This window comes from Flintibacter sp. SJQ-8, assembly GCF_054108085.1.
Genome location: NZ_JBPJWR010000014.1, coordinates 101107 through 123614, shown reverse-complemented (window position 1 = coordinate 123614; position 22508 = coordinate 101107). Strand labels below are relative to the sequence as shown.

Genomic DNA, 22508 nt, shown 5'->3' with positions numbered 1-22508 from the left:
GGGAATATTTTTTATTGCCCCGGGCTTTTTTATTGTTCAGCTAAAGATGTCCCGCAGGGGACGGCGGCAGGCCAGCACGGCCCGCTCGGCCAGGACGGACATGGCGTCGGTGTAGAAGGGGGGCAGCTGGCGGCGGACGGCGAACACAGACAGCTCTGTGCAGGCCAGCACCCCGCTGTCGCAGCCCTGGGCCAGCAGGTCCTGGTGGATGGCGTCGAACTTCTGGGGGTCGCCGTCCCGCCCGGCCTTCACGTCGTCATAAATAAGGGACATGACCAGCTTCTGGGCCGCCGGGGAGGGCGTCACCGCCGTGATGCCCAGGGCCGCAAACTCCTTCTGATACAGGCCCGAGCGGATGGTGCCGTCGGTGGCCAGAATGCCCGGGCGGGTGCGCCCCTGGCGCTTTAAGGCCGCCGCCGTCTCCCGGATCATGTTCAGAATGGGGACGCCGATGTGCTCCTGCACCCGATCCAGAAAGAAGTGGGACGTGTTGCAGGGCACGGCCAGCACCGTGCAGCCCGCCCCCTCCAGCAGCCGGGCGTCGGCCAGCAGCCGCCGGAACACCGCCTCCTGCTCCTCCGCCGTGCCCAGGATGGCCGCCGTGCGGTCGGGCATCTGGCAGTCGGACAGGATGAGGGCGTTCACGTGCTCCTGGTCGGTGTGGGCGTCGGTGCGGTCAATGACCAGCTGATAAAAGGTGTTGGTGGCCTGGGGCCCCATGCCCCCCAGCACCCCGAGACGGTCGTTCACAGAAACCTCCACGTTATCCCTCCGGCACCTTGTTGTACTGGTCGAAACGCTTGATGTTGCCGATATGGTTCTTCAAAATGCGCAGGCGGCGTTTCAGGCTGGCGTCGCCGGAGTAGACCAAAGAGTGGGAGTCCTTCCCCGCCCGGATCAGCTCCTGCATCTCCCCGTGGTAGGCCTTGGGGGTGAACTTGAAGGCGACTTTTCGGGGCACCATCCGCCACAGGGAGCGGTCGTGGGTCATCTGGAAGGGCAGGTCCTGATGCTCCACCCGGTCCTCCACCACCATTTTGGCGATGTTGTGGCCGGAGCCGGTGACATAATAGTTGCTGCGGCCCTGGCGGCAGTTGATCTCAAAGGCCTTATACTTGCCGTCCCGGCGGTCATATTTGATGTCGAAATTGGAGAAGCCGGTGAAGTGCAGGCTCTCCAGCAGGTCCCGGAACTTAGATTCCAGCTCCTCGTCGCAGTCGGTGAGGATCACGGCGTGGTTGCCGATGCCGTGGGGAGAGTGCTCCTCCAGCAGCACGTGGCCCAGGCACATAGTGGTCACCTTGCCGTTGCGGTCAGAGTAGCTGGTGAGCACCCGCATATAGCTGTCGTCCCCGGGGATGAACTCCTGGAGGACCATGTGGTCCTGATAGCCCGCAGCATAGACGTGGTCCAGGCTCTCCAGCAGCTCCTCCCAGCTCTGGCAGATATACACCTTGGCCAGGGAGTGGTCGCCACAGGCCCAATAGGCCACGGAGTCGGCGGGCTTGGCGATATAGGGCGGGCCCCAGGGCAGGGAGAAGTCGTGGCCCATGGACTTGTCATAGATAAAGGTGGCCGGGTGGTCCACCCCGTGCTGGTCGCACAGCTGATAGAACCGCTCCTTGTTGATGAGGGAGTTCAGCAGATCCTCAGAGATATAGGGTGCGATGACGTTTTCCGGCAGATGGTCCCGGTGGCGGGCGGCCAGCTGGACATAGCTGTCGCCGCAGCCCAGCAGCAGGACGGTCTTGTCCGCAAATTCTTCGGCCACCGCCCGGGCGTTGCGCAGGAAGGCCTCGTCGCTCTCGTTGTCTGGGCAGACCCGATAGTCGAGGATGGCGCTGCCGTGGCAGGGGAAGGAGGGATATTTGCCAAAGGCCACCGAGCGCACGCCATAGGCCTCGTGAAAGGCCCGGGCCACGCTGTATACGTTGATGTCGCCGCCGAAGAGCAGCGGCTGGAAGGAAAGTGACTGATCCATCAAAGAGACTCCTTTGTATTCCAATGTCTGGTGTCATTGCGAGGAAGGGCGCAGCCCTGACGCGGCAATCCGCCTTTCCGCACCAGCAGCCTCCCTTGTGAAAGGGAGGTGGCACGGGCGCAGCCCGTGACGGAAGGATTCCGACGAACGGAAAGTTGTCCTAGAAACGGAATCCCTCAGTCATCGCCTGCGGCGATGCCAGCCCCCTTTCACAAGGGGGCCAAGGGACGGGGGTTACGGATTCCCACGTCGCTTCGCTCCTCGGAATGACACGGTACATATTATTCTTATCGAAACTCCACCTGAAAGCCCCGGGCGAACAGGGGGTCCATCTCAAAGGTGGCCAGGTCGCCCACGGAGCACTTCACGTCTGTCACGTCCAGGATGAGCTCGCTGGCCCCCAGGCCGCCCAGCACACGGGCCCGCTGAGACCCCAGGCGCACGGTGCGGCGGTTATTTTTCCGCCACCGGGCGATGGCAGCCAGCAGCCCCGTCTCCCTGGGCCGAGTGACCCCAAAGCCGTTTTGATAGCCCACGGGCAGCACCGCCACCCGGGTGGGCTTTTTCAGGGTGACGGGCCGGTCCACCCCCAGCACGTGGCCTTTGGGCAGCCAGCGCACCTCTGTCAGGGGGGCCTGTCCAAAGCCCACGGTCTTCAGTCCGTCGTCCCGGGTGCGGCGGCACCGGCCCAGGATGGCGGAGCCGGCCCGGACCCCGTCCAGCTCCGGCGCAAGCCCGTGGAGCAGGGCGAAGGAGCCGGCGGCGTGGACCACCCCGGTCTCGAATCCCGCCTGGTGGATGGCATCCAGGGCCTGCTGAAACTGCTCCAGCTGGCGCTTGGCCTGGGGGTCGTTGGGCCGGGCGGCATGGAGCTGGGTATACACCCCGGACAGGGCCACGTTGGGCATGGAGCGATAGGCCAGCAGCAGCTTTTCCGGCTCGCTGACCAAAAAGCCCCCAAAGCCCATGCCCGTGTCCACCTGGATGTGGGCCTCGGCCACGGTGGAGCGGTTGCCCGCCAGGGCGTTCAGGGCCATGCCCGTGTCCACGGAGGAGACGGTGCACACCACGTTCAGGTCCACCAGCCGCTCCAGCTCCTCCCGGTCGGTGGTGGCCCGGAGCATCAAGATCTCCTCGTCCACAAAGCCCGCCTGGCGCAGGGCCTCGGCCTCGGAGACCTCGGACACGGCGAAGCGCCCGATGCCCTCGTCCCGCAGCAGCTGGGCCAGGGCGGCGGCGCCCACCCCCTGCCCGTCGCCGGTGACCACGCCATAGATGGCGGCCCCGGCGGCCCGGTCTTTGATGACCGTCAGGTTATTCTTGATGGCGGCTCTGTCGATGACCAGCTTGCGCATGATGCAGCACTCCCCTTTATCTCTGTGTCGGGACGCGGTGGAACAGGGCCCGCAGCGTGAAACTTGCACGGGCACAGCCTTTTTCGGCTATTTTACCACCCTTTGCCCGAAAAGGCAATGGGACAGAATTCACAGTTGCCTTTTCCCGCGAATCCGGTTATAATAGGGGGAAAACGGGGTGTCTTGTCACCCCCTGATATGAGGAGGCGGCCTCAGGAATGAAAGCGAAAACAAACCTGACGATGCTGTGTGATTTTTATGAGCTGACCATGGCCAACGGCTATTTTCAGACGGGACTGAAGGACCGGATCTGCTATTTCGACGTGTTCTACCGCTCGGTGCCCGACAAGGGCGGTTTTTCCATCGCCGCGGGCCTGGCCCAGGTGGTGGAGTATATCCAGGACCTGACCTTTGACGAGGAGGACGTGGAATATCTCCGCGGCAAGGGCTGCTTCAGCGAGGAGTTTTTGCAGTATCTGCTGCACTTTGAGTTTACCGGCGACATCTGGGCCGTGCCCGAGGGCACCCCTGTCTTCCCCGGCGAGCCCATTCTGACGGTCCGCGCCCCGGCCATCCAGGCCCAATTCGTGGAGACCTTTATCCTGCTGACCCTGAACCACCAGAGCCTGATCGCCACCAAGTCCAACCGCATCGTCCGGGCCGCCGAGGGCCGCCCGGTGTCTGAATTCGGCTCCCGCCGGGCCCAGGGGGCGGACGGGGCCATTCTGGGCGCCCGGGCCAGCTATATCGCCGGCTGCGCCTCCACCGCCTGCACCCTGGCCGACCAGCGCTATGGCTCCCCCGCCTCGGGCACCATGGCCCACTCCTGGGTGCAGATGTTCCCCGACGAGTATACCGCCTTCAAGACCTATTGCCAGCTGTATCCCAACAACGCCACATTGCTGGTGGACACCTATAATGTGCTCAAGTCCGGCGTGCCCAATGCCATCCGGGCCTTTAAAGAGGTGCTGCTGCCCCAGGGCATCACCCGCTGCGGCATCCGGCTGGACTCCGGCGATTTGACCTATCTGTCTCAAAAGGCCCGGAAGATGCTGGACGAGGCGGGGCTGACCGACTGCAAGATTTTTGTCTCCAACGCCCTGGACGAGTATATCATCCGGGACCTGGTGCGCCAGGGGGCCCGCATCGACGCCTTCGGCGTGGGCGAGCGGCTGATCACCTCCCGGTCTGAGCCGGTGTTCGGCGGCGTTTATAAGCTGGCCGCCATCGAGGACGACCAGGGCAACATCATCCCCAAGATCAAGATCAGCGAGAACCCCGCCAAGATCACCACCCCCCACTTTAAAAAGGTCTACCGCATCTTCTCCAAGGACACCGGCAAGGCCGAGGCCGACCTGGTCTGCCTCCACGACGAGGAGTTCGACTTCTCCCAGCCCCTGGAGCTGTTCGACCCGGACGCCACCTGGAAGAAGAAGACCTTTACCGACATCTATGCCACCGAGCTGCTGGTGCCCGTGTTCCAGGGGGGCAAGCTGGTGTATCAGGTGCCCGATATCCAGACCAGCCGGGCCTATTGCCAGCGCCAGGTAGACTCCCTGTGGGACGAGGTCAAGCGCTTTGAGAACCCCCACAACTACTATGTGGACCTGTCCCAAAAGCTGTGGGACGTGAAGCAGCAGCTGCTCAGCAGCAACGGCTGAAGGCCCATAAGATAAAAAAATTCCCGTCCTTTCGGACGGGAATTTTTTGTCTTAAATTACTGAATGACGCACAGGGCCAGGGTGAGGATCACCCACAGGATGGCCACCCACTTGGTCGCCTTGGCCAGCTTGGCGTCCATGGTCTTCGCCTTGTTCTTGGACAGGAAGGTATCCGCCATGCCGGAGATGGCGCCGGACAGGCCGGCGCTCTTGCCGGACTGGAGCATGACGATGGCCACCAGGACCAGAGAACACAGTACCTGAATCACCGTGATTACCAGATTCATTGCTTTCATCGTTCCTTTCAAAGCCCTGTGGGCCGGTTGTTGCAAAGTCCGTCCAGACATCTGGACGCAGATTAAAGAATACCACAGTTTTTTCCCCAGCGCAAGCCCCTATTGGGGAAAATTCCGCCTTAAACCCGATAATACCAGACCACGCCCCCGCTGGGGCGCAGCTCCACCAGGCCTTCGTCCATCAAAAAGTCCAAAAACAGGCGGATGTTCCGCTGGAACCGCAGGGCACGGCTGGGCTTTTTGGTGAAGAGCTGATAGCGGGTACACACCGCCCCGGTGATCTGGTCCAGGGTCATGGGCCGGGTGATGGTCTCCAGGATCTCCCCCGCCCGCTGCTGGATCAGCGCCCGGTTGTCGTCGATGAGGGGCAGAAACTCCTCCCGGTCACACACGTCCCGGTGGGCCATGATGTATTTGTCGCAGTGTAAGCTGCGCAGCCGCTCCCGGCTCTCGTTGGCCTGGGCATAGTTGAAGTGATAGGGCAGCTTGGCCCCCATCAGCTCCCGGCTGACCATGGCGTCCCCGGTGTAGCACACGTTGTCCGCCGTGACCAGGGAGGTGTGCCCGGGGGAGTGCCCCGGGGTGGGGACGATGTGAAAGGTCGCCCCGGCGAAAGCGAAGTCCCCCTCCGTCTCCGGGAGGAGCACGTCCGGGGTGTGGACCAGCCACCCGGCCTCCCGCTCCACCGTCTGGGGGGACAGGACGAGAAAATAGCTCTTCAGGGTGCTGACCGACCGGCACATCCCCGCCTCGCTGGGGGTGAGGGCCACGGGAATGCCGTACTTCTCCTGAAAATACCGGTTGTTGCCGCAGTGGTCCACGTGGACGTGGGAGCACAAAATGCCCGCCGGCTCCAGGCCGTGCTTCAGGAGGGTCTGCTCGACGGCCTCCCCCTCCTCCCGCAGGCCGGTGTCCAGCAGGATCACCCGGCGGCTGTCCAGCTTGTAAAAGGGGATCAGGGCCATGGCCTCTATCACCCAGGTGTTCCCCCTCACCTGCGTCAGCTTCATCATAGGTCAGGGGCCTCTTGCTCCCGGTGCGCGCTCTCGGCCTGCTTTAAATAGATCATCAGCACGGCCACGTCCGCCGGGGACACGCCGGACACCCGGCTGGCCTGGCCTAAATTGTGGGGGCGGATATCCTGCAGCTTCTGCCGGGCCTCCATGCGCAGGCCGTGGATGGACAGATAATCGATATCTTGGGGCAGGACCCGGTCCTCCAGGCGGCGCATCTCCTCCACCTGGCGCAGCTGCCGGTCAATATACCCGGCGTATTTGATGGTGATCTCCGCCTCCCGGGCCACGGCGGGGTCCAGGGCGGGGCGGTCCGGGTCGAAGGGGGCCAGGTCTGCATAGCTCAGCCGGGGGCGGCGGATCAGGTCGGCCAGCCGCGCCCCGTTCTTCACCTCCGTCTCCCCGTGGGCCTCCAGCAGGGCGTCCAGGGCGGGGGACGGGGCCACGCCGGTGTGCTCTAACCGGCGGACCTCCCGGTCCGCTGCGGCGTATTTGGCCAGGGTCTTTTCATACTGCTCCTTGGACACCAGCCCCAGCTCATAGCCGATGGGGGTCAGGCGGCGGTCCGCGTTGTCCTGGCGGTGGAGCAGCCGGTATTCCGTGCGGGAGGTCATCATGCGGTAGGGCTCGTTGGTGCCCTTGGTCACCAGGTCGTCCACCAGCACGCCGATGTAACCCTGGTCCCGGCGCAGGATCATGGGCGGGCGGCTCAGCAGCTTCAGGGCCGCGTTCACCCCGGCCACAAAGCCCTGCACCGCCGCCTCCTCATAGCCGGAGGAGCCGTTGAACTGCCCCGCGCCGTAAAGGCCGGGGACCACCTTGCTCTCCAGGGTGGGCTTTAATTGGGTGGGGTCCACGCAGTCATATTCGATGGCATAGGCGCACCGGGTCATCTCCGCCTGCTCTAACCCGGGGATGGTGTGGAGCATCTCCACCTGCACCTGCTCGGGCATGGAGGAGGAGAAGCCCTGGATATACAGCTCCTCGGTGTTCAGGCCCATGGGCTCGATGAACAGCTGGTGGCGGGCCTTGTCCGGGAAGCGGACGATCTTGGTCTCGATGGAGGGGCAGTACCGGGGACCCACGCCCTCGATGGTCCCGTCGTACAGGGGGGAGCGGGACAGGTTGTCCCGGATGATCTGGTGGGTGCGCTCGTTGGTATAGGTCAGCCAGCACACCGCCCGATTCTCCGGCGGCGTCTCGGTCTGGAAGGAGAAGGCCAGCCCCTCGTCGTCCCCGGGCTGAAGCTCCATTTTAGAGAAGTCCACGCTGCGGGCGTTCACCCGGGGGGGCGTGCCCGTCTTAAAGCGGCGGATGGACAATCCCAGCTCCACCAGCCGCCGGGTGAGGGGCAGTGCCGCTGCCAGGCCGTCCGGCCCGGAGTCCCGGACCACGTCTCCCACGATGGTCCGGCCCCCCAGATAGGTCCCCGTGGCAACGACAACGGCCTTTACGGCATACTCCGCCCCGGTGTGGGTGACCACGGCGGACACCGCGCCGGTCTCGTCCACCCGCAGGTCCACCACCTCCGCCTGCTTCACCCACAGGTTTTCCTGAAGCTCCAGGGTGTGCTTCATCACCTGCTGATAGGCCCGGCGGTCGGCCTGGGCCCGGAGGGACCACACGGCGGGGCCCTTCCCTCGGTTCAGCAGCCGGTATTGGATGCAGGCCTTGTCCGCCGCCCGGCCCATCTCGCCCCCCAGGGCGTCCAGCTCCCGCACCAGGTGGCCCTTCCCCGTGCCGCCGATAGCGGGGTTGCAGGGCATGTTGCCCACCGCGTCCAGGTTCACGGTGAAGCACAGGGTGCGCAGCCCCATGCGGGCGCAGGCCAGGGCCGCCTCGATGCCCGCGTGCCCCGCGCCGATCACGGCCACGTCAAATTGTCCGGCGAAGTAAGTGTTCATACACATCGTTTCCTCTTTTGGTGTATCAGGGAGCACAGACCCCCATGTTAGCATTATTTTACCACGTCTCCCTCACGGGGGCAAGGGCGCAGAGAGGCCGCGTTCCCCCTCCCCCGCCCTGTGGGCAGTCAGCCGGTTTTTCCGGGATTTTAGCTTGATGAAATTGTGGGAAATATGCTATAATAGATAAGTTAAAATGACCCGTGATGGCTCTGACAGAGGGCGGCGGGGACGGAAAGGGGGCGAGGCCCATGAAATTCAAGACAGTGGCAGGTGGCTCCCCCCTTCCCGGAGGGGCAGCGCGCCCTGGAGGCGGGCGGCCTGTCCCCCCTGCTGGCGGCGGTGCTGTCCTCCCGGGGCGTGACGGACCCGGAGGCCGCCCGGCGGCTCCTCTCCCCCCAGGCCGAACCCCTGCTGGACCCCATGCTCATGCGGGACATGGACAGGGCTGTTGCCCGGGTGCGGAGGGCCGTTGAGAATGGGGAGACCATCACCGTCTACGGCGACTATGACGTGGACGGCATCACCTCCACCTGCCTGCTGACCCAGTTTTTGCAGAGCCTGGGGGCCGACGTGCGGCCCTATATCCCCGGGCGGCTGGAGGAGGGCTATGGCCTGAACCACGAGGCCGTGGCCGCCCAGGCCCGCCAGGGGGTGGGGCTCATCATCACGGTGGACTGCGGCATCACCGCCCTGGACGAGGCCGACTATGCCCGGGAGCTGGGCGTGGACCTGGTCATCACCGACCACCACGCCTGTAAAGACCGGCTGCCCCAGGCGGCGGCGGTGGTGGACCCCCACCGGCCCGACTGCCCCTACCCCTTCAAGGGGCTGGCCGGGGTGGGCGTGGCCCTGAAATTGGCCATGGCGGTGGCGGGACCGGACAGAGCCGGAGACGTGTTCCGGCGGTACCGGGACCTGGCCGCCGTGGGCACGGTGGCCGACGTGATGCCCATGACGGGGGAGAACCGGACCATCGTCCGCCAGGGACTGGACGACCTGCACCCGCCCCGGCGGCTGGGCTTTGCCAAGCTGATCGAATGCGCGGGCCTTTCTGAGCGGCCCATGACCTCGGTCACCGTGGGCTATGCCCTGGCCCCCCGGATCAACGCCTCCGGGCGGCTGGGCCGGGCGGAGGTGGCCCTGGAGCTGCTGCTCACCCAGGACCCGGACCGGGCGGAGGCGCTGGCCCAGACCCTGTGCGACCTGAACCGGGAGCGCCAGACCATCGAGGGGGACATCTTTCAGCAGTGCGTCCAGCGCCTGACGGAGCAGCCCCAGTCCGGGGCCATCGTCCTGGCCGACCAGCAGTGGCACCAGGGGGTGGTGGGCATCGTGGCCTCCCGCCTGGCCGAGCAGTTCGCCTGCCCCACCTTTATGGTCTGCCTGGACCAGGGCATGGGGAAAGGCTCCTGCCGGTCCTGGGGGGGCGTGAATCTGTTCCAGATGCTGCAGAGCTGCGCCCCCCTGCTGGAGAGCTTTGGCGGCCACGCCATGGCGGCGGGCTTCACCGTGCGGGAGGAGAACATCCCCGCCCTGGCAGACGCCCTGCGCCGGGCGGTGGAGGCCGCCCCCAAGCAGGCCGCCAGCTGCCTGGAGGCGGATGCCGCCGTATTGCCCGAGAGCCTCACTGTTCCGGCGGTGGAGGAGCTGGATCTGCTGGAGCCCTGGGGGGCGGGCAACCCCCGCCCCGTGCTGGTGCTGCCGGGGACCCAGGTGGTCAGCGCCGTGGCCGTGGGCCGGGGGCGGCACTTAAAGCTGCGGCTGGAGTCCCGGGGGGTGCCATTGGACGCCATCTGGTTCTCCAACGACGGCGCCGGATTGGATCTGGAGCCGGGCAGCCGCCTGGACGTGGCCTTCTGCCCCCAGATCAACGAGTTTCGGGGGCTGCGCTCGGTGCAGCTTCAGGTGATGGACCTGCGCCCCGCCCCCAGCCGGGCCCAGTTGGAGCGGGACGTGTATGAAAAGTTTTCTCGGGGGGAGGCCCTCTCCCCGGCGGAGGCCGAGCTGCTGCTGCCCCAGCGGGCGGAGTTCGTGGGCCTGTGGCGCTGGCTGGAGCGGCGCTGCGGCAGCGCCCTGACCATGGAGGACAGCCTGCCCCACATCGCCCGGGGGGCCGGACGGGCGGTGGGCCGGAGAGAGGCCCCCATGCGCACCCTGGTGTGTCTGGAGGTGCTGGAGGAGCGGGGCCTTATCGACCTGGACCGGCAGACTGACCGGGTCCGGGTGGTGCTCCACCGGCTGGAGCACAAGGTGGACTTAGAATCCTCCGCTCTGCTGCTGCGTCTGCGCCAGGCAGCGGAGGACCGCGCTTAACGCGGGACTTAAACAGGCATTTCGGTTTTTCCGGCGCAGCGAGAGGAGAGAGTATGGACCCTATTTTGGAACGATATCAGGCCCTGGAGGACAAGGTGGCCATGTACACCCCCAACCTGGACACCAGGCGGCTGTACGACGCCTTCACCTTTGCCGACACGGCCCACCACGGCCAGCTGCGCAAAAGCGGCGAGCCCTATATCATCCACCCCCTGGCCGTGGCCAAGATCGTGGCCGACCTGGGGCTGGACGTGGACAGCGTCATCGCGGCCCTGCTCCACGACTGCATCGAGGACACCCCCACCAGCCACCAGGACATCGCCAAAAAGTTCGGCGAGCCCGTGGCCGCGCTGGTGGAGGGGGTCACCAAGCTGACCCGGGTGCAGTATGTCTCCAAGGAAGAGGAGCAGATGGAGAATCTGCGCAAGATGCTCATGGCCATGGCCCAGGACATCCGGGTCATCCTCATCAAGATCTGTGACCGGCTGCACAACATGCGCACCATGGAGTATCAGTCCCCCAAAAAGCAGCGGGAAAAATCCCTGGAGACCATGGAGATCTATGCCCCCATCGCCCACCGCTTAGGTATGCAGAAGCTGAAGTGGGAGCTGGAGGACCTGTCCCTGCGCTATCTGGACCCGGTGGGCTATAAAGAGATCGAGGAGGAGCTGGCCGAGCGCTCCTCCGCCCACGAGGAGTTCATGGCGGGCATCCAGCATAAAATACAGCAGCGTTTAGCTCAGGAGGGCATCCACGCCACCGTCTATGGCCGGGTGAAGCACATCTACTCCATCTATCGGAAGATGTACACCCAGAACAAGACCCTGGACGAGATCTTCGACCTGTACGCCTTCCGGGTCATCGTGGACGACATCCCCGGCTGCTATAACGTGCTGGGCTGCATCCACGACATGTTCAAGCCCGTGCTGGGCCGCTTCAAAGACTACATCGGCACCCCCAAGCCCAACATGTATCAGTCCCTCCACACCACGGTCATTGGCCGGGAGGGCATCCCCTTCGAGGTGCAGATCCGCACCTGGGAGATGCACCAGACGGCGGAATACGGCGTGGCCGCCCACTGGAAGTATAAGCAGGGCCTGGCCAACAAGCAGCTGGGCAGCGAGCACGAGTTCGAGTGGGTGCGCAAGCTGCTGGAGAGCCAGCAGGACACCGACGCGGAGGAGTTTGTCCGCACTCTGAAGGTGGATATGTTCGCCGACGAGGTGTTCGTCTTCACCCCCAACGGCGACGTGAAGAGTCTGCCCGCCGGGGCCACCCCCATCGACTTTGCCTATAACATCCACTCCGCCGTGGGCAACAGCATGGTGGGTGCCCGGGTGAACGGCAGGATGGTCCCCTTTGACTATCCCCTGCACAACGGCGACATCGTGGAGGTGCAGACCTCTAAGGCCGCGAAAGGCCCCAGCCGGGACTGGCTGAAGATCTGCAAGTCTAACGAGGCCCGGAACAAGATCCGCCAGTGGTTCAAGAAGGAGCGTCGGGAGGAGAACATCGCCACCGGGCGGGCCGCCTTCGAGGCCGAGCTGAAGCACATGAAGATCCCCCTGTCCGCCATCACGGCGGAGGAGGCCCTGCCCCACATCCTGCGGAAGGTCCGCTTCGGCACCCTGGACGAGCTGTACGCCTCCATCGGCTATGGCGGCACCACCGCCACCAAGGCCGTGGCCCGGGCCAAGGACGAGCTGCTGCGCCTGGGCCGTCTCCAGGCGGAGAAGGCCGCCGCTGCGGCCAAGACCACGGCGGAGAGCGTGATCGTCCCCGGCATGAGCGCCCCGGTGACCGAACCGGCCCCCCTCACCGGGTCCAACAAGCACACCGACTCCGGCATCATCGTGGAGGGGTTGGGCAACTGCCTGGTGAAGTTTGCAAAGTGCTGCACCCCCGTCCCCGGCGACCCGGTCATCGGCTTTATCACCCGGGGCTATGGCGTGTCCGTCCACCGGGCCGACTGCCCCAACGCCGCCCCGGACAAGCGCAAGCCCGAGGAGGCCGACCGCTGGGTGAAGGTCTCCTGGGTCAGCAGCAAGCTGCCCAACTATAAGACCGCCCTGGAGCTGTCCGCCAAGGACCGGGACGGCCTGACCATCGACCTGGCCATGGCCCTGTCCGCCGCCAAGGTGAAGGTGACCGCCCTGTCCGCCCGCTCCATGTCCGACGGCCACGCCGCCGTGAACATCGTGGTGGAGGTCCAGGACAAGGCCGAACTGAACGCCGTCATCAACAAGCTGAACAACATCCAGGGCGTCTATCACGTGGCCAGAAGCACGGGGAAATAAGAGATTTTTTAGAACAAATCGTATGATTTAGGTTTAAAAATACAAATTGGAATCGATATTAGCCTTCCCCCTGGGAGGGGAAGGCTTTCTTCATCAACCAAGAGAGGAGCGCTGATATGCGCGCTGTTGTTACCAGAGTTTCCTCCGCCGCTGTGGCCATTGAGGGCCGCACGGTGGGGGCCATTGACCGGGGCTTTCTGGTCCTGCTGGGCGTGGGGCCGGAGGACACCGAAGCCATTTGCGACAAACTGGCCGAGAAGATCTGCAATCTGCGGGTGTTCGAGGACGAGAACGGCAAGATGAACCGGGACCTGTCCCAGGTGGGCGGGTCGCTGCTGGTGGTGTCTCAGTTCACCCTGTATGCCGACACCTCCTCCCGCCGCCCCGGCTTCTCCAAGGCCGCCAAGCCCGACCTGGCCATCCCCATGTATGAGCGCTTTATGGACCAGTGCCGGGCCAAGGGCTTCATCGTAGAACACGGGGAGTTCGGCGCGGACATGCAGGTGTCGTCGGTAAACGACGGGCCGGTGACCATTTTATTTGACCTGTAACAAGGAGGGTATCCCATGCAAGTGAAGGTGCTTCAGGTGGGTCCCATCGGGACCAACTGCTATCTGCTGGAGGACGAGAAGGCCCACGTGGCCGCCGTCATCGACCCCGGCGACGAGGCCGGGCGCATTCTCCAGGTGATAAAGGACGACGGCGTGGACGTGAAATACATCCTGCTGACCCACGGCCACTATGACCACACCACCGCCGTGCCAGAGCTGCACCAGGCCCTGCCCCAGGCGGAAATTTATATCCACAAGGCCGACGCCAACGGGGCGGGCAGCCGCCTGTTCCCCCTGGCCGGGCAGATCCCCGACCTGAAGTTCTATGACGAGGGGGACGCCCTCACTCTGGGGGAGCTGACCATCCAGGTGCTCCACACCCCTGGCCACTCCAAAGGCTCCGTCACCCTGAAGGTGGGGGACGTGCTCTTCTGCGGGGACACCCTGTTCGCCGGTTCCTGCGGCCGCACCGACCTGGCGGGGGGCAGCTATGACGAGATCATGGCCTCCCTGAAAAAGCTGGGAGAGCTGCCCGGGGACTGTCACGTCTGCCCCGGCCACGACGTGACCTCCACATTAGAGCGAGAGCGGCGAAGCAACCCGTTTTTGAGGGAGGCCATGTCCCATTGAAGCTATATTTGCAGCCGGGAACCATAAACTGGAGCCCGGAGCGCTATCATTATGCCGCCGAGCAGATGATGCTCACCCTGTTCCCCGGGGAGCGGCCGGAATATCCCGAGGACGGCTTGCATAGTCTGGACCGGGACAACGCCGCCGTCTTTTCCCTGGCGGTAGAGGGGGCCGACGCCCGTCTCACGGCGGAGGTCTTCCGGGGCGGACAGTCCGCCCGGGGGGAGAGCGGCTTCCCCGCCGCCGACCTGGACCAGGCCCCGGAGAAGGTCTATCACGTGGTCCAGCACGCCCTGAAGATGGCCTTTTACCAGGCCGGGTGTGCCCTGCTGGGCCAGGAGCCGCCCTGGGGCGCCCTCACCGGGGTGCGCCCGGTGAAGCTGCCTACCTGGGCCATGCTCGCCGGTGCCACGGCAGAGGAGGCCATCGCCCAGCTGGAGAGGGAATACCGCGTCTCCCCCGTCCGGGCCGCCCTGGCCACGGACTGCGCCCAGGCCACCCTGGCCGCCCGGCAGCAGTTGGGAGAAAAGCAGGTGTCCGTCTATGTGGGCATCCCCTTCTGCCCCACCCGGTGCGCCTATTGCTCCTTTGTCTCCGCCGACGTGGGCCGGACGCTGAAGCTGGTGGAACCGTACCTCCAGCTGCTGCTGGAAGAAGTGGACGCCACAGGTAAGGCCCTGCATGACGCGGGGCTGACGGTGCGCTCCTTCTACATGGGGGGCGGCACCCCCACCACCCTGTCGGCTGACCAGCTGGACCGGCTGCTGACCCGGTGCGAGCAGTCTTTACCCCTGGGCGATTGCATCGAATATACGGTAGAGGCGGGCCGCCCGGACACCATCACCCGGGAAAAGCTGGCGGTCCTCTCCCGCCACAAGATCGGACGCATCTCCATCAACCCCCAGACCCTGGAGGATCAGGTGCTCCAGGCCATTGGCCGCCGCCACCGGGCGGGGGATATTCAGGCGGCCTTTTCCCTGGCCCGTGAGGTGGGCTTCGACTGCGTGAACATGGACCTGATCGCCGGGCTGCCCCGGGACAGCTTCGAGGGCTTTTGCCGCAGTCTGGAGGGCGTGCTGGCCATGGGGCCGGAGAATATCACCGTCCACACCCTGGCCCTGAAAAAAGGCTCCACCCTGATGGAGCGCCGGGACGTGATCCCCGATGGGGACCAGGTGGCCCGGATGCTGGACTTCTCCCTGAAGACCCTGCGGGGGGCGGGCTACGCCCCCTATTACCTGTACCGGCAGAAGTATATGTCCGGCTCGCTGGAAAACGTGGGCTGGGCCAAGCCGGGGACGGAGAGCCTTTATAACATCGTGATGATGGAGGAGTTACAGACGGTGGTGTCCATCGGCGGCGGCGGCGTGACCAAGCTGGTGGACCCGGCGGCGGGGCGCATCCTCCGTCTGCCCAACCCCAAGTATCCCCACGACTATCTGGCCGCCCGGGACAAAATTCTCTCCCAGAAGGACGAGATCGTGTCCTTCTACGGCGGCTGACCCCGGCAGGACCTGCCTGAAACCGGAAAAAGGAGTTTTTCACCATGGCATATCAGTTACAGGAGATCAACCGGAGCATCCGCGCCGACGTGGCGGAGTTTCTGGCCGAGTGCGACCAGTCCTATGCCCAGCGGGTGTCTCTGGCGGCGGACCGCATCCTGGGCAACCTGGACAAGAGCCCCATCGTGCTGCTGTCCGGCCCCTCCGGCTCGGGCAAGACCACCACGGCCATGAAGATCGCCGAGGAACTGCGCCGCCGGGGGGTGAACTCCCACGCAGTGGCCATGGACAACTATTTCAAAGATGTGGACCCCAACACCGCCCCCCGCACCCCGGAGGGGGAGCTGGACTACGAGTCCCCCCTGTGCCTGGACATGGACCTGCTGGACCGGCACTTTGCCGCCCTGGCCCGGCGGGAGCCCATTATGATCCCCCGGTTCGAGTTTGCCCGCCAGATGCGCAACGACAGCCTGGGCACGCCTTTAAAGCTGGAGAAAAACGAGATCGTCATCTTCGAGGGCATCCACGCCCTGAACGACGACATCGCCGGGCGGCACCCGGAGACCGCCAAGCTGTATATCTCCGCCCGGTCCAACGTGAACGAGGGCTCCGCCCTGCGCTTTAAGGGCACCTGGATGCGCCTGGTCCGCCGGGCGGTGCGGGACTACAGCTTCCGGGGCACCGGGGTGGCCGACACGCTGAAGCTGTGGGCCAACGTGCGCCGGGGGGAGAAGCTGTACATCTCCCCCTATAAAAACCGGGCGGACATCGTGTTCGACTCCTCCCTGCCCTATGAGGTGTCGGTGATGGCCAACTACGCCGCCCCCCTCCTTCGGGCCGTGCCCGAGGAAAACGCCCGCCACGACGAGCTGCTGGAGCTGATCGACGCCTTCCACTGGTTCGAGCCCATCGACCCCAAGCTGGTCGCCCCCGACTCCCTGCTACGGGAATTCATCGGCGGGGGGAGTTATCAGTATCATTGAATCAAAATTTGCCTTCCCCTGGGGGAAGGCTATATCCGTTCTGACGCAAGGGTTCCCAGCCCTTTGGCGTTCCCCTCATCCGGTCCCTTCGGGACCACCTTCCCCCAGGGGAAGGCTCGTATTCTACTTTGGAGAGATGCCCTATGACCGACCCGGCTATTTTTGACCCCCGGGACCTGAATTTTAAAAACCCATACGGCGCGGTCCCCTCGGGGACTGTGGTCTGCTTTACCCTCCGTCCCCCCCGGGCGGGGGGATTTTCCCGTGGACGGCTCACCGCCCGGTTCGAGAGCCGGAACAACGAGGAGCAAATTATCCCCCTCCCCTGGGTGGACAGCCAGCTGGGTGTGGACCAGTTCCGGGGGACCCTGGACGTGGGCACTTATGTGGGCCTTATTTGGTACTCCTTCGTGCTGGAGGGCCTGGACGGCCGCCGGGCGGAGCTGGGGCCCTATCAGCTCACCGTCTATCAGGGGGAGGAGGCCGTCCCCACCTGGTTTGGGGAGGGCATGACCTATCAGATCTTCCCCGACCGCTTCTGCCGCAGCCGCATCCCCGACCCCACCGGCCTGGTGGGGGGCCGCACCGTCCACCAGGATTGGGAGGACGAGCCGGTCTACCGCCCGGACGAGCGGGGGGAGATCCGCAACCGGGACTTCTTCGGCGGGGACTTTCAGGGGGTCATCAGCAAGCTGGACGAGCTGAAGGAGCTGGGGGTGGAGACCCTGTACTTCAACCCCATTTTCGAGGCGGCGGAGAACCACCGCTATGGCACGGCGGACTATGACCGCATCGACCCCATGCTGGGCTGCAACGAGGACTTCTCCCGCCTGTGTGACGAGGCCCACAAGCGGGGCATGCGGGTGATGCTGGACGGGGTGTTCAACCACACGGGCTTTGTCAGCCGGTATTTCAACGGCGACGGCTTCTATCCCGACGTGGGGGCCTGCCAGAGCTGGGACTCCCCCTACCGCAGCTGGTTCCAGTTCATCCGCTGGCCCGACCAGTATGAGAGCTGGTGGGGCATCTATTCCCTGCCCGCCGTGAACGAGTCGGACCCCGGCTATCGCCGGTTCATCTTCGGGGACGAGGACAGCGTGGTCCGCCGGTGGCTGCGGGCGGGGGCGGACGGCTGGCGGCTGGACGTGGCCGACGAGCTGCCCGACGATTTCGTCGCCGGTATCCACGCCGCCGCCCGGGCAGAGAAGCCCTCGGCGGTGGTCATCGGCGAGGTGTGGGAGGACGGCTCCACCAAAGTGGCCTACGGCGTGCGGCGCAAGCACATCCTGGGCGGCCACTGCGACGGGCTGATGAACTATCCCCTGCGCAGCGCCATTCTAAGCTATTTCTCCGGGGGGAAGGCGGAGGACTTTGTCTCTGGCATGGAGACCATCCGGGAGAAATATCCCCCTTCGCCTTCTACTCCGCCATGAACTCCCTGGGCACCCACGACACACCCCGCATCCTCACCCTGCTGGGGGCCGGGGGCGAGCGCCGGGACCAGTCCCGGGACTGGCGGGCCAACTTCCGCCTGGAGGGGGACGCCCTACGCACGGCCAAGGAGCGCCTGCGGGCCGCGGCCCTGCTGCTGTTCTGCTTCCCCGGCTCCCCCACCGTCTACTATGGGGACGAGGCGGGCATGGAGGGCTTTGAGGACCCCTTCAACCGCCGCACCTACCCCTGGGGCCACGAGGATCAGGAGCTGCTGGCCTGGTTTAAGCAGCTGGGGGCCCTGCGAAAGACCCACCCCGCCCTGCGCCGGGGCACCATCCGCTATGTGGCGGCGGACGGCCCCCTGCTGGCCTTCGTCCGGGCGGACGACGGGGAGGAAGTCCTCTGCGTCTGCAACGCGGGGGACGGCCCTGTCGCCCTGCCCCTGCCGGGGAAAACCGCCAGTATTCTGGTGGGTTCCCCCGCGCTCGCCCCCCTGGAGGAGGACGAGGGGGTCCAGATCACCCTGCCCCCCGCAGCGGCGCGGCCCTTCTGCTGGGTAAGCTGGGGCAAAAGTGAAGCAAACCAAATAGAAACGAAAAAACTTTCCACAATTCCGGCGGGAATTGTGGAAAGTTTTTTAATGCAGCTTTTCCAGCCGCGCCATAAGAAATTGGGTACACAGGCCGGTGAACAGGCCGGTGATGACCCCGGACAGGGCCAGATAGGGCAGATAGGCCAGCACGGCCCAGGTGCGCATGATGGCGGCGGCCACCAGCAGCTGGCCCAGGTTGTGAAACAGGGCGGCCACGGGACTGCACAGCCACAGGTGCTCTTTGTGGAAAACCGGGCGGAGCAGGCACATGATGAGCCACGCCAGCAGCCCGCCCCCCAGGGAATAGAACAGGGTCATCATCTGGCCGGAGAACACCGCCCCCAAAAACACCCGGGACAGAAGGATGAGCAGGGCGTCCCCCGGTCCCAGAGCGAAGACGGCGTACACCGTGACGATGTTGGCCAGACCCAGCTTCACCCCCTGGATGGGCACCAGCGTGGGCAGCTGGGCCTCCGCCATGAAGATGGTCAGGGCGATGGCAGTGAGCAGGGCCAGCCGGGTCAGGCGGGCGGTGCCGCCCTGCTTTTTGTTATCCCGCTGCGGCGTCAAGGGCGTCCCCTCCCCCCTGTATCTGAATGATGAGCCGGTTGGGCAGGCAGACGATGGGCTGGCTGCCGTCGGAGATATAGCCCTGGTGGACGCAGATCTGGTCGGGGCAGTCGGCCCTCTCCACCCGGATACGCCCCGGCTCCACCAGAACCGTGTTAGTCAGGCCGTCCTTCCCCGTGACGGTGAAGGAATAAGCGCTCTGCACCTCCGTCAGGTCGATCTCGTCCAGAACCTCCCCGTCCAGGGTGATCGTCGCCACCGGGTGGTCCGTCTGGCCGGGGGCCAGGAGCAGGTAGGCAATGGACCCGGCGCAGACCAGTATCAAGGCCGCCAGGGTGAGCTTTACAGGCCGGGTCATGACAGCACGGTCACCTCCCGGCTCTGGCCGTCGGCCAGGGTAAACGCGTCCGCCAGGCCGGGGGTGAGGTAGACGGAGCCGTCGTCGGTGATGAAGATGCACTCAAAGCGCACGTCATCGTGGTCCCGCCAGGTCTGCCAGAACTGGACGCCCCGGTCCAGGCCCATGACAAACAGGGCGGTGGACAGGCCGTCGCACAGCAGGCCGCTGTCTGACACCACGGTGACGGAGGCCAGGCCGGACCGGGCGGGGGCGGCGGTGTTGGGGTCTAAGATGTGCCAGTAGATCTGCCCGTCCTGGAGGAAGCAGCGCTGATAGCCCCCGGAGGTGCTCATGGCCTGGTCAGTCAGCTCCAGCACGCCCAGGTAGTCGGGCTGGTCTGCCGTCTGGGAGGTACTCTCAGAGCCGCCGGACTGCTCCTGTTTCAGCTCCGCCAGGGCGGTGCCCTCCCCCTGGGGGTCTTGAATACCGATGCGCCAGGCCGATCCGTCGGCCTTGGCCCCCACGGTCTGGATGGTGCTCTGGCCCAGGTTCAGCAGGGCCCCGTCCACCCCGTCGGTGTCCCGCACCAGCTGGGCCAGGATATCCCCCGCCCAGCCCTTGGCCACCGCGCCCAGGTCCAGCGCCATGCCGTCAGGCAGGCTGGCCTGGCTGGAGTCCCGGTCCAGCTTCACCTGAGTATAGTCGATCTTAGCCGCCAGGGCGTCCAATTCGGACTGAGCGGGCACCCGGTAGTCGCCGCCGGTGAAGCCCCATGCCTCCACTGCGGAATAGGCGGTCAGGTCCAAGGCCCCATCGGTCATGGCGCACAGGTCCAGAGCCTTGCCCAGCAGCTGGGCGGTGTCCCCGGTCAGGGCCACGGGCCTGCCCCCGGCGTGGTTCAGGGCATAGATGTCGCTGCCGTCTGACCCCGTGGCGGACAGGCGGCGGTCCAGGTCATAGAGCCTGTCCTGGCTCTGTTGCAGCACGGCCTGACAGGCAGACTTGTCCGTGCCATAGACGGTGAGGGTCATCACCGTGTCCATGGTCAGCAGCTGGGCGGACTCCTGCACCGTCTGCTTCCCGCAGCCGGGCAGGGCCAGCACCAGGGCCGTCACAACGGCCAGGGCCGCCAGAGCCTTAAAACGGCGGGGGCGGCTCACAGCACCTCCTGATACATGGCGGAGGCGTCGTTCTTGCCCACGTTGTCCGCCACCACCAGCACCTCTACCTTCACGGTGCGCTCGCCGAAGCGCAGTTCCAGCACGTCGCCCACCTTCACGTCGTAGCTGGCCTTCACCGCCCGGCCATTGGCCGTCACCCGGGCGTTGTCACAGGCCTCGTTGGCCACCGTGCGCCGCTTGATCAGCCGGGAGACCTTCAGCCATTTGTCCAGTCGCATGTTGTTTGCTCCTTTCTGTTGTGCATATCAAAGCCTTCCCCCCACAGGGGGGAAGGTGGCATGGCGTAGCCATGACGGATGAGGGGGACCACGGGGGTGCATACGCCAACGACGGGCGGACACGGAGGTCCGCCCCTACAAGAGCCATCGTAACATGCCGTAGGGGCGGACCTCTGTGTCCGCCCACGATGACCACCGCATTGACGATACCCACCCTCATCCGCCCCCTGTGGGGGCACCTTCCCTATCCCTTTTGTCCCTTCGGGACATTTCCCCTTGACAAGGGGAATCGGCCCCCTGGGAGGGGGAAGGCTTTATCCGTTCTGATGCAAGGGCTCATGGCCCTTTGGTGTTCCCCTCATCCGGCCCTGCGTGCCACCTTCCCCCAGGGGAAGGCTTTTTCTTGGGTCTTGATGATAACAAAAACGGGAACGCCTTTTTCGCGTCCCCGTTTTTTGTTTTTGATTACTTGACAGCGTCCTTCAGAGCCTTGCCGGCCTTGAACACGGGGGTCTTGGAGGCGGGGATGTGGATCTCCTCCTTGGTCTTGGGGTTGCGGCCCAGGCGCTCGGCGCGGACCTTCACCTCGAAGGAGCCAAAGCCCACCAGCTGGACCTTCTCCTCCTGGCTCAGGGCCTCGGTGATGGCGTCTACCATGGCAGTGATGGCGGCCTCGGCGTCCTTCTTGGAGAGCTCCGCCTTCTCGGCAACAGCGGCAATGAGTTCAGTCTTATTCATAGTCGTTTTTCCTCCTGTGCATGTGGGACAGCGCCGGTAAGGCGCGTGTCGTTATATACTTATCATCCGCCCGAAGGGAGAATTCTAAGCGTCGTGAATTTAGCCCTGGGCCTGTTCCTGGCGCTCCTTGGCCTTGGCCTGCCGCCAGAGGTCCTCCAGGGCGGGGACGTCCAGCTGGTCCAGGGGCTTGTCCGCCAGCTGCTCCACGGTGCGGAAGCGGCGGATGAATTTGTCGCAGGCGGCGTGAAGGGCCAGCTCGTTGTCCAGGCCCAGAAAGCGCCCGGCCTTGGCGGTGACGAAGAGCAGGTCGCCCAACTCCTCCTCGATGTTGCTGTGCTCGTCCACAGCCTGGCGCAGCTCCTGGGTCTCCTCGGTTATTTTGTCCAGCATGGGGCCGACGCAGTCCCAGTCAAAGCCCGCTTTCCGGGCCTTTTCCTGGATCTTCTCCGCCCGCATCAGGGCGGGGAGGGAGCGGGCCACAGCGTCCAGGGCGTCGGCGGTGGTGCGCTGGTCCTTCTCCCGGCGCTTCTGGCTCTCCCAGGCGTTTAAAGCCCCGTCGGCGTCGGCGGCTTTGCCGTCTCCAAAGACATAGGGGTGGCGGAAGACCAGCTTTTGGGCCACCCCGTCCACCACGTCGTCAAAGTTAAACCAGCCGGCCTCCTGGGCCATTCTGGCGTGAAAGACCACCTGAAGCAGTACGTCGCCAAGCTCCTCCTTCAGGTGGGCGGGGTCGTTTTCGTCGATGGCCTCGGCGGCCTCATAGGCCTCCTCCAGCATGTTCCGGCGGATGGACTGGTGGGTCTGGGCCCGGTCCCAGGGGCAGCCCTCGGGACTGCGCAGCAGCTCCATGATGCGGAGCAGGTCCTGGATGCCGTAATGAGATTTGCATTCAAAATCTACCACAGTTTCGCTTCCTTATCAAGATATTTTTGGTTTTTCTTGGCGT

20 protein-coding genes and 1 pseudogene are annotated in these 22508 nt (G+C 65.0%); 9 read left to right on the top strand and 12 right to left on the bottom strand.

Features of this window, described 5'->3' with window-relative positions; translation table 11 throughout:
- Positions 1 to 36 precede the first annotated feature (36 nt).
- The 3 genes from cuyB to ACSAMP_RS11205 all read right to left on the bottom strand — a co-directional run bounded on the left by cuyB (position 37) and on the right by ACSAMP_RS11205 (position 3336).
- A complete protein-coding gene (gene cuyB, locus ACSAMP_RS11215) occupies positions 37 to 750 on the bottom strand; it encodes a cysteate racemase (RefSeq protein WP_457800506.1) in 714 nt (237 codons plus the stop codon).
- 13 nt (positions 751 to 763) lie between these two features.
- The gene (locus ACSAMP_RS11210; protein WP_457800505.1) at positions 764 to 1981 is read right to left on the bottom strand and encodes a carboxylate--amine ligase; all 1218 of its coding nucleotides are present in this window, start codon (positions 1979 to 1981) and stop codon (positions 764 to 766) included.
- A gap of 287 nt (positions 1982 to 2268) precedes the next feature.
- Positions 2269 to 3336, bottom strand: a complete 1068-nt coding sequence (locus ACSAMP_RS11205) for an alanine racemase (protein WP_457800504.1) — start codon at positions 3334 to 3336, stop codon at positions 2269 to 2271.
- 218 nt (positions 3337 to 3554) lie between these two features.
- Between ACSAMP_RS11205 and ACSAMP_RS11200 the strand changes: the two genes are divergently transcribed.
- Complete coding sequence (locus ACSAMP_RS11200; RefSeq protein WP_457800503.1) at positions 3555 to 4997, top strand: nicotinate phosphoribosyltransferase; 1443 nt, start codon at positions 3555 to 3557, stop codon at positions 4995 to 4997.
- 56 nt (positions 4998 to 5053) lie between these two features.
- Here ACSAMP_RS11200 and secG read toward each other — a convergent pair whose 3' ends face one another.
- The 3 genes from secG to mnmG form a co-directional block, all read right to left on the bottom strand.
- Positions 5054 to 5284, bottom strand: coding sequence for a preprotein translocase subunit SecG (secG, locus tag ACSAMP_RS11195; RefSeq protein ID WP_227147136.1), 231 nt, complete (start codon positions 5282 to 5284; stop codon positions 5054 to 5056).
- Between the two features lie 128 nt (positions 5285 to 5412).
- On the bottom strand, positions 5413 to 6306 hold the full coding sequence (locus ACSAMP_RS11190) for an MBL fold metallo-hydrolase (protein WP_457800502.1): 894 nt from the start codon (positions 6304 to 6306) through the stop codon (positions 5413 to 5415).
- Entirely contained in the window at positions 6303 to 8210 is a 1908-nt protein-coding gene (gene mnmG, locus ACSAMP_RS11185) for a tRNA uridine-5-carboxymethylaminomethyl(34) synthesis enzyme MnmG (protein ID WP_457800501.1), read from the bottom strand. The genes ACSAMP_RS11190 and mnmG overlap by 4 nt, the downstream gene beginning before the upstream one ends.
- Positions 8211 to 8483: 273 nt before the next feature.
- On the opposite strand from mnmG, the gene recJ reads away from it, so the two are divergent.
- The 8 genes and pseudogenes from recJ to ACSAMP_RS11145 form a co-directional block, all read left to right on the top strand.
- Positions 8484 to 10526, top strand: coding sequence for a single-stranded-DNA-specific exonuclease RecJ (recJ, locus tag ACSAMP_RS11180; RefSeq protein WP_457800500.1), 2043 nt, complete (start codon positions 8484 to 8486; stop codon positions 10524 to 10526).
- A gap of 53 nt (positions 10527 to 10579) precedes the next feature.
- Positions 10580 to 12823, top strand: a complete 2244-nt coding sequence (locus ACSAMP_RS11175) for a RelA/SpoT family protein (protein ID WP_457800499.1) — start codon at positions 10580 to 10582, stop codon at positions 12821 to 12823.
- A 116-nt stretch (positions 12824 to 12939) separates the two neighbouring features.
- Positions 12940 to 13374 carry a D-aminoacyl-tRNA deacylase gene (gene dtd, locus ACSAMP_RS11170; RefSeq protein WP_457800498.1) on the top strand — a complete coding sequence of 145 codons (435 nt, stop codon included), beginning with the start codon at positions 12940 to 12942 and terminating at the stop codon, positions 13372 to 13374.
- 15 nt (positions 13375 to 13389) lie between these two features.
- Positions 13390 to 14004 carry an MBL fold metallo-hydrolase gene (locus ACSAMP_RS11165; protein ID WP_457800497.1) on the top strand — a complete coding sequence of 205 codons (615 nt, stop codon included), beginning with the start codon at positions 13390 to 13392 and terminating at the stop codon, positions 14002 to 14004.
- Positions 14001 to 15506, top strand: a complete 1506-nt coding sequence (gene hemZ, locus ACSAMP_RS11160) for a coproporphyrinogen dehydrogenase HemZ (protein WP_441796844.1) — start codon at positions 14001 to 14003, stop codon at positions 15504 to 15506. Before ACSAMP_RS11165 ends, hemZ begins: the two co-directional genes overlap by 4 nt.
- A 44-nt stretch (positions 15507 to 15550) precedes the next feature.
- Positions 15551 to 16489: a uridine kinase family protein gene (locus tag ACSAMP_RS11155; RefSeq protein ID WP_457800496.1), complete on the top strand. Its 939-nt coding sequence runs from the start codon at positions 15551 to 15553 to the stop codon at positions 16487 to 16489.
- A gap of 143 nt (positions 16490 to 16632) precedes the next feature.
- Positions 16633 to 17922 (top strand): glycoside hydrolase family 13 protein, encoded by a 1290-nt coding sequence (locus ACSAMP_RS11150; protein WP_457800495.1) that lies wholly within the window; start codon positions 16633 to 16635, stop codon positions 17920 to 17922.
- Positions 17919 to 18401 (top strand): annotated as a pseudogene (locus tag ACSAMP_RS11145) (DUF3459 domain-containing protein); the annotation flags it as partial. The gene ACSAMP_RS11150 and the pseudogene ACSAMP_RS11145, both read left to right, overlap by 4 nt.
- Before the next feature lie 159 nt (positions 18402 to 18560).
- Here ACSAMP_RS11145 and ACSAMP_RS11140 read toward each other — a convergent pair.
- From ACSAMP_RS11140 to mazG, 6 genes are all read right to left on the bottom strand, one after another.
- The gene (locus ACSAMP_RS11140) at positions 18561 to 19085 is read right to left on the bottom strand and encodes a Gx transporter family protein (RefSeq protein WP_457800494.1); all 525 of its coding nucleotides are present in this window, start codon (positions 19083 to 19085) and stop codon (positions 18561 to 18563) included.
- Positions 19066 to 19443 (bottom strand): NusG domain II-containing protein, encoded by a 378-nt coding sequence (locus ACSAMP_RS11135; RefSeq protein ID WP_457800493.1) that lies wholly within the window; start codon positions 19441 to 19443, stop codon positions 19066 to 19068. The genes ACSAMP_RS11140 and ACSAMP_RS11135 overlap by 20 nt, the downstream gene beginning before the upstream one ends.
- Positions 19440 to 20585 (bottom strand): FAD:protein FMN transferase, encoded by a 1146-nt coding sequence (locus tag ACSAMP_RS11130; protein ID WP_457800492.1) that lies wholly within the window; start codon positions 20583 to 20585, stop codon positions 19440 to 19442. Before ACSAMP_RS11130 ends, ACSAMP_RS11135 begins: the two co-directional genes overlap by 4 nt.
- Complete coding sequence (locus ACSAMP_RS11125; protein WP_441796850.1) at positions 20582 to 20824, bottom strand: RNA-binding S4 domain-containing protein; 243 nt, start codon at positions 20822 to 20824, stop codon at positions 20582 to 20584. The genes ACSAMP_RS11130 and ACSAMP_RS11125 overlap by 4 nt, the downstream gene beginning before the upstream one ends.
- 465 nt (positions 20825 to 21289) lie before the next feature.
- The gene (locus ACSAMP_RS11120) at positions 21290 to 21562 is read right to left on the bottom strand and encodes an HU family DNA-binding protein (RefSeq protein WP_441796851.1); all 273 of its coding nucleotides are present in this window, start codon (positions 21560 to 21562) and stop codon (positions 21290 to 21292) included.
- A gap of 99 nt (positions 21563 to 21661) precedes the next feature.
- Entirely contained in the window at positions 21662 to 22465 is an 804-nt protein-coding gene (gene mazG, locus ACSAMP_RS11115; protein ID WP_457800491.1) for a nucleoside triphosphate pyrophosphohydrolase, read from the bottom strand.
- Positions 22466 to 22508 lie beyond the last annotated feature (43 nt).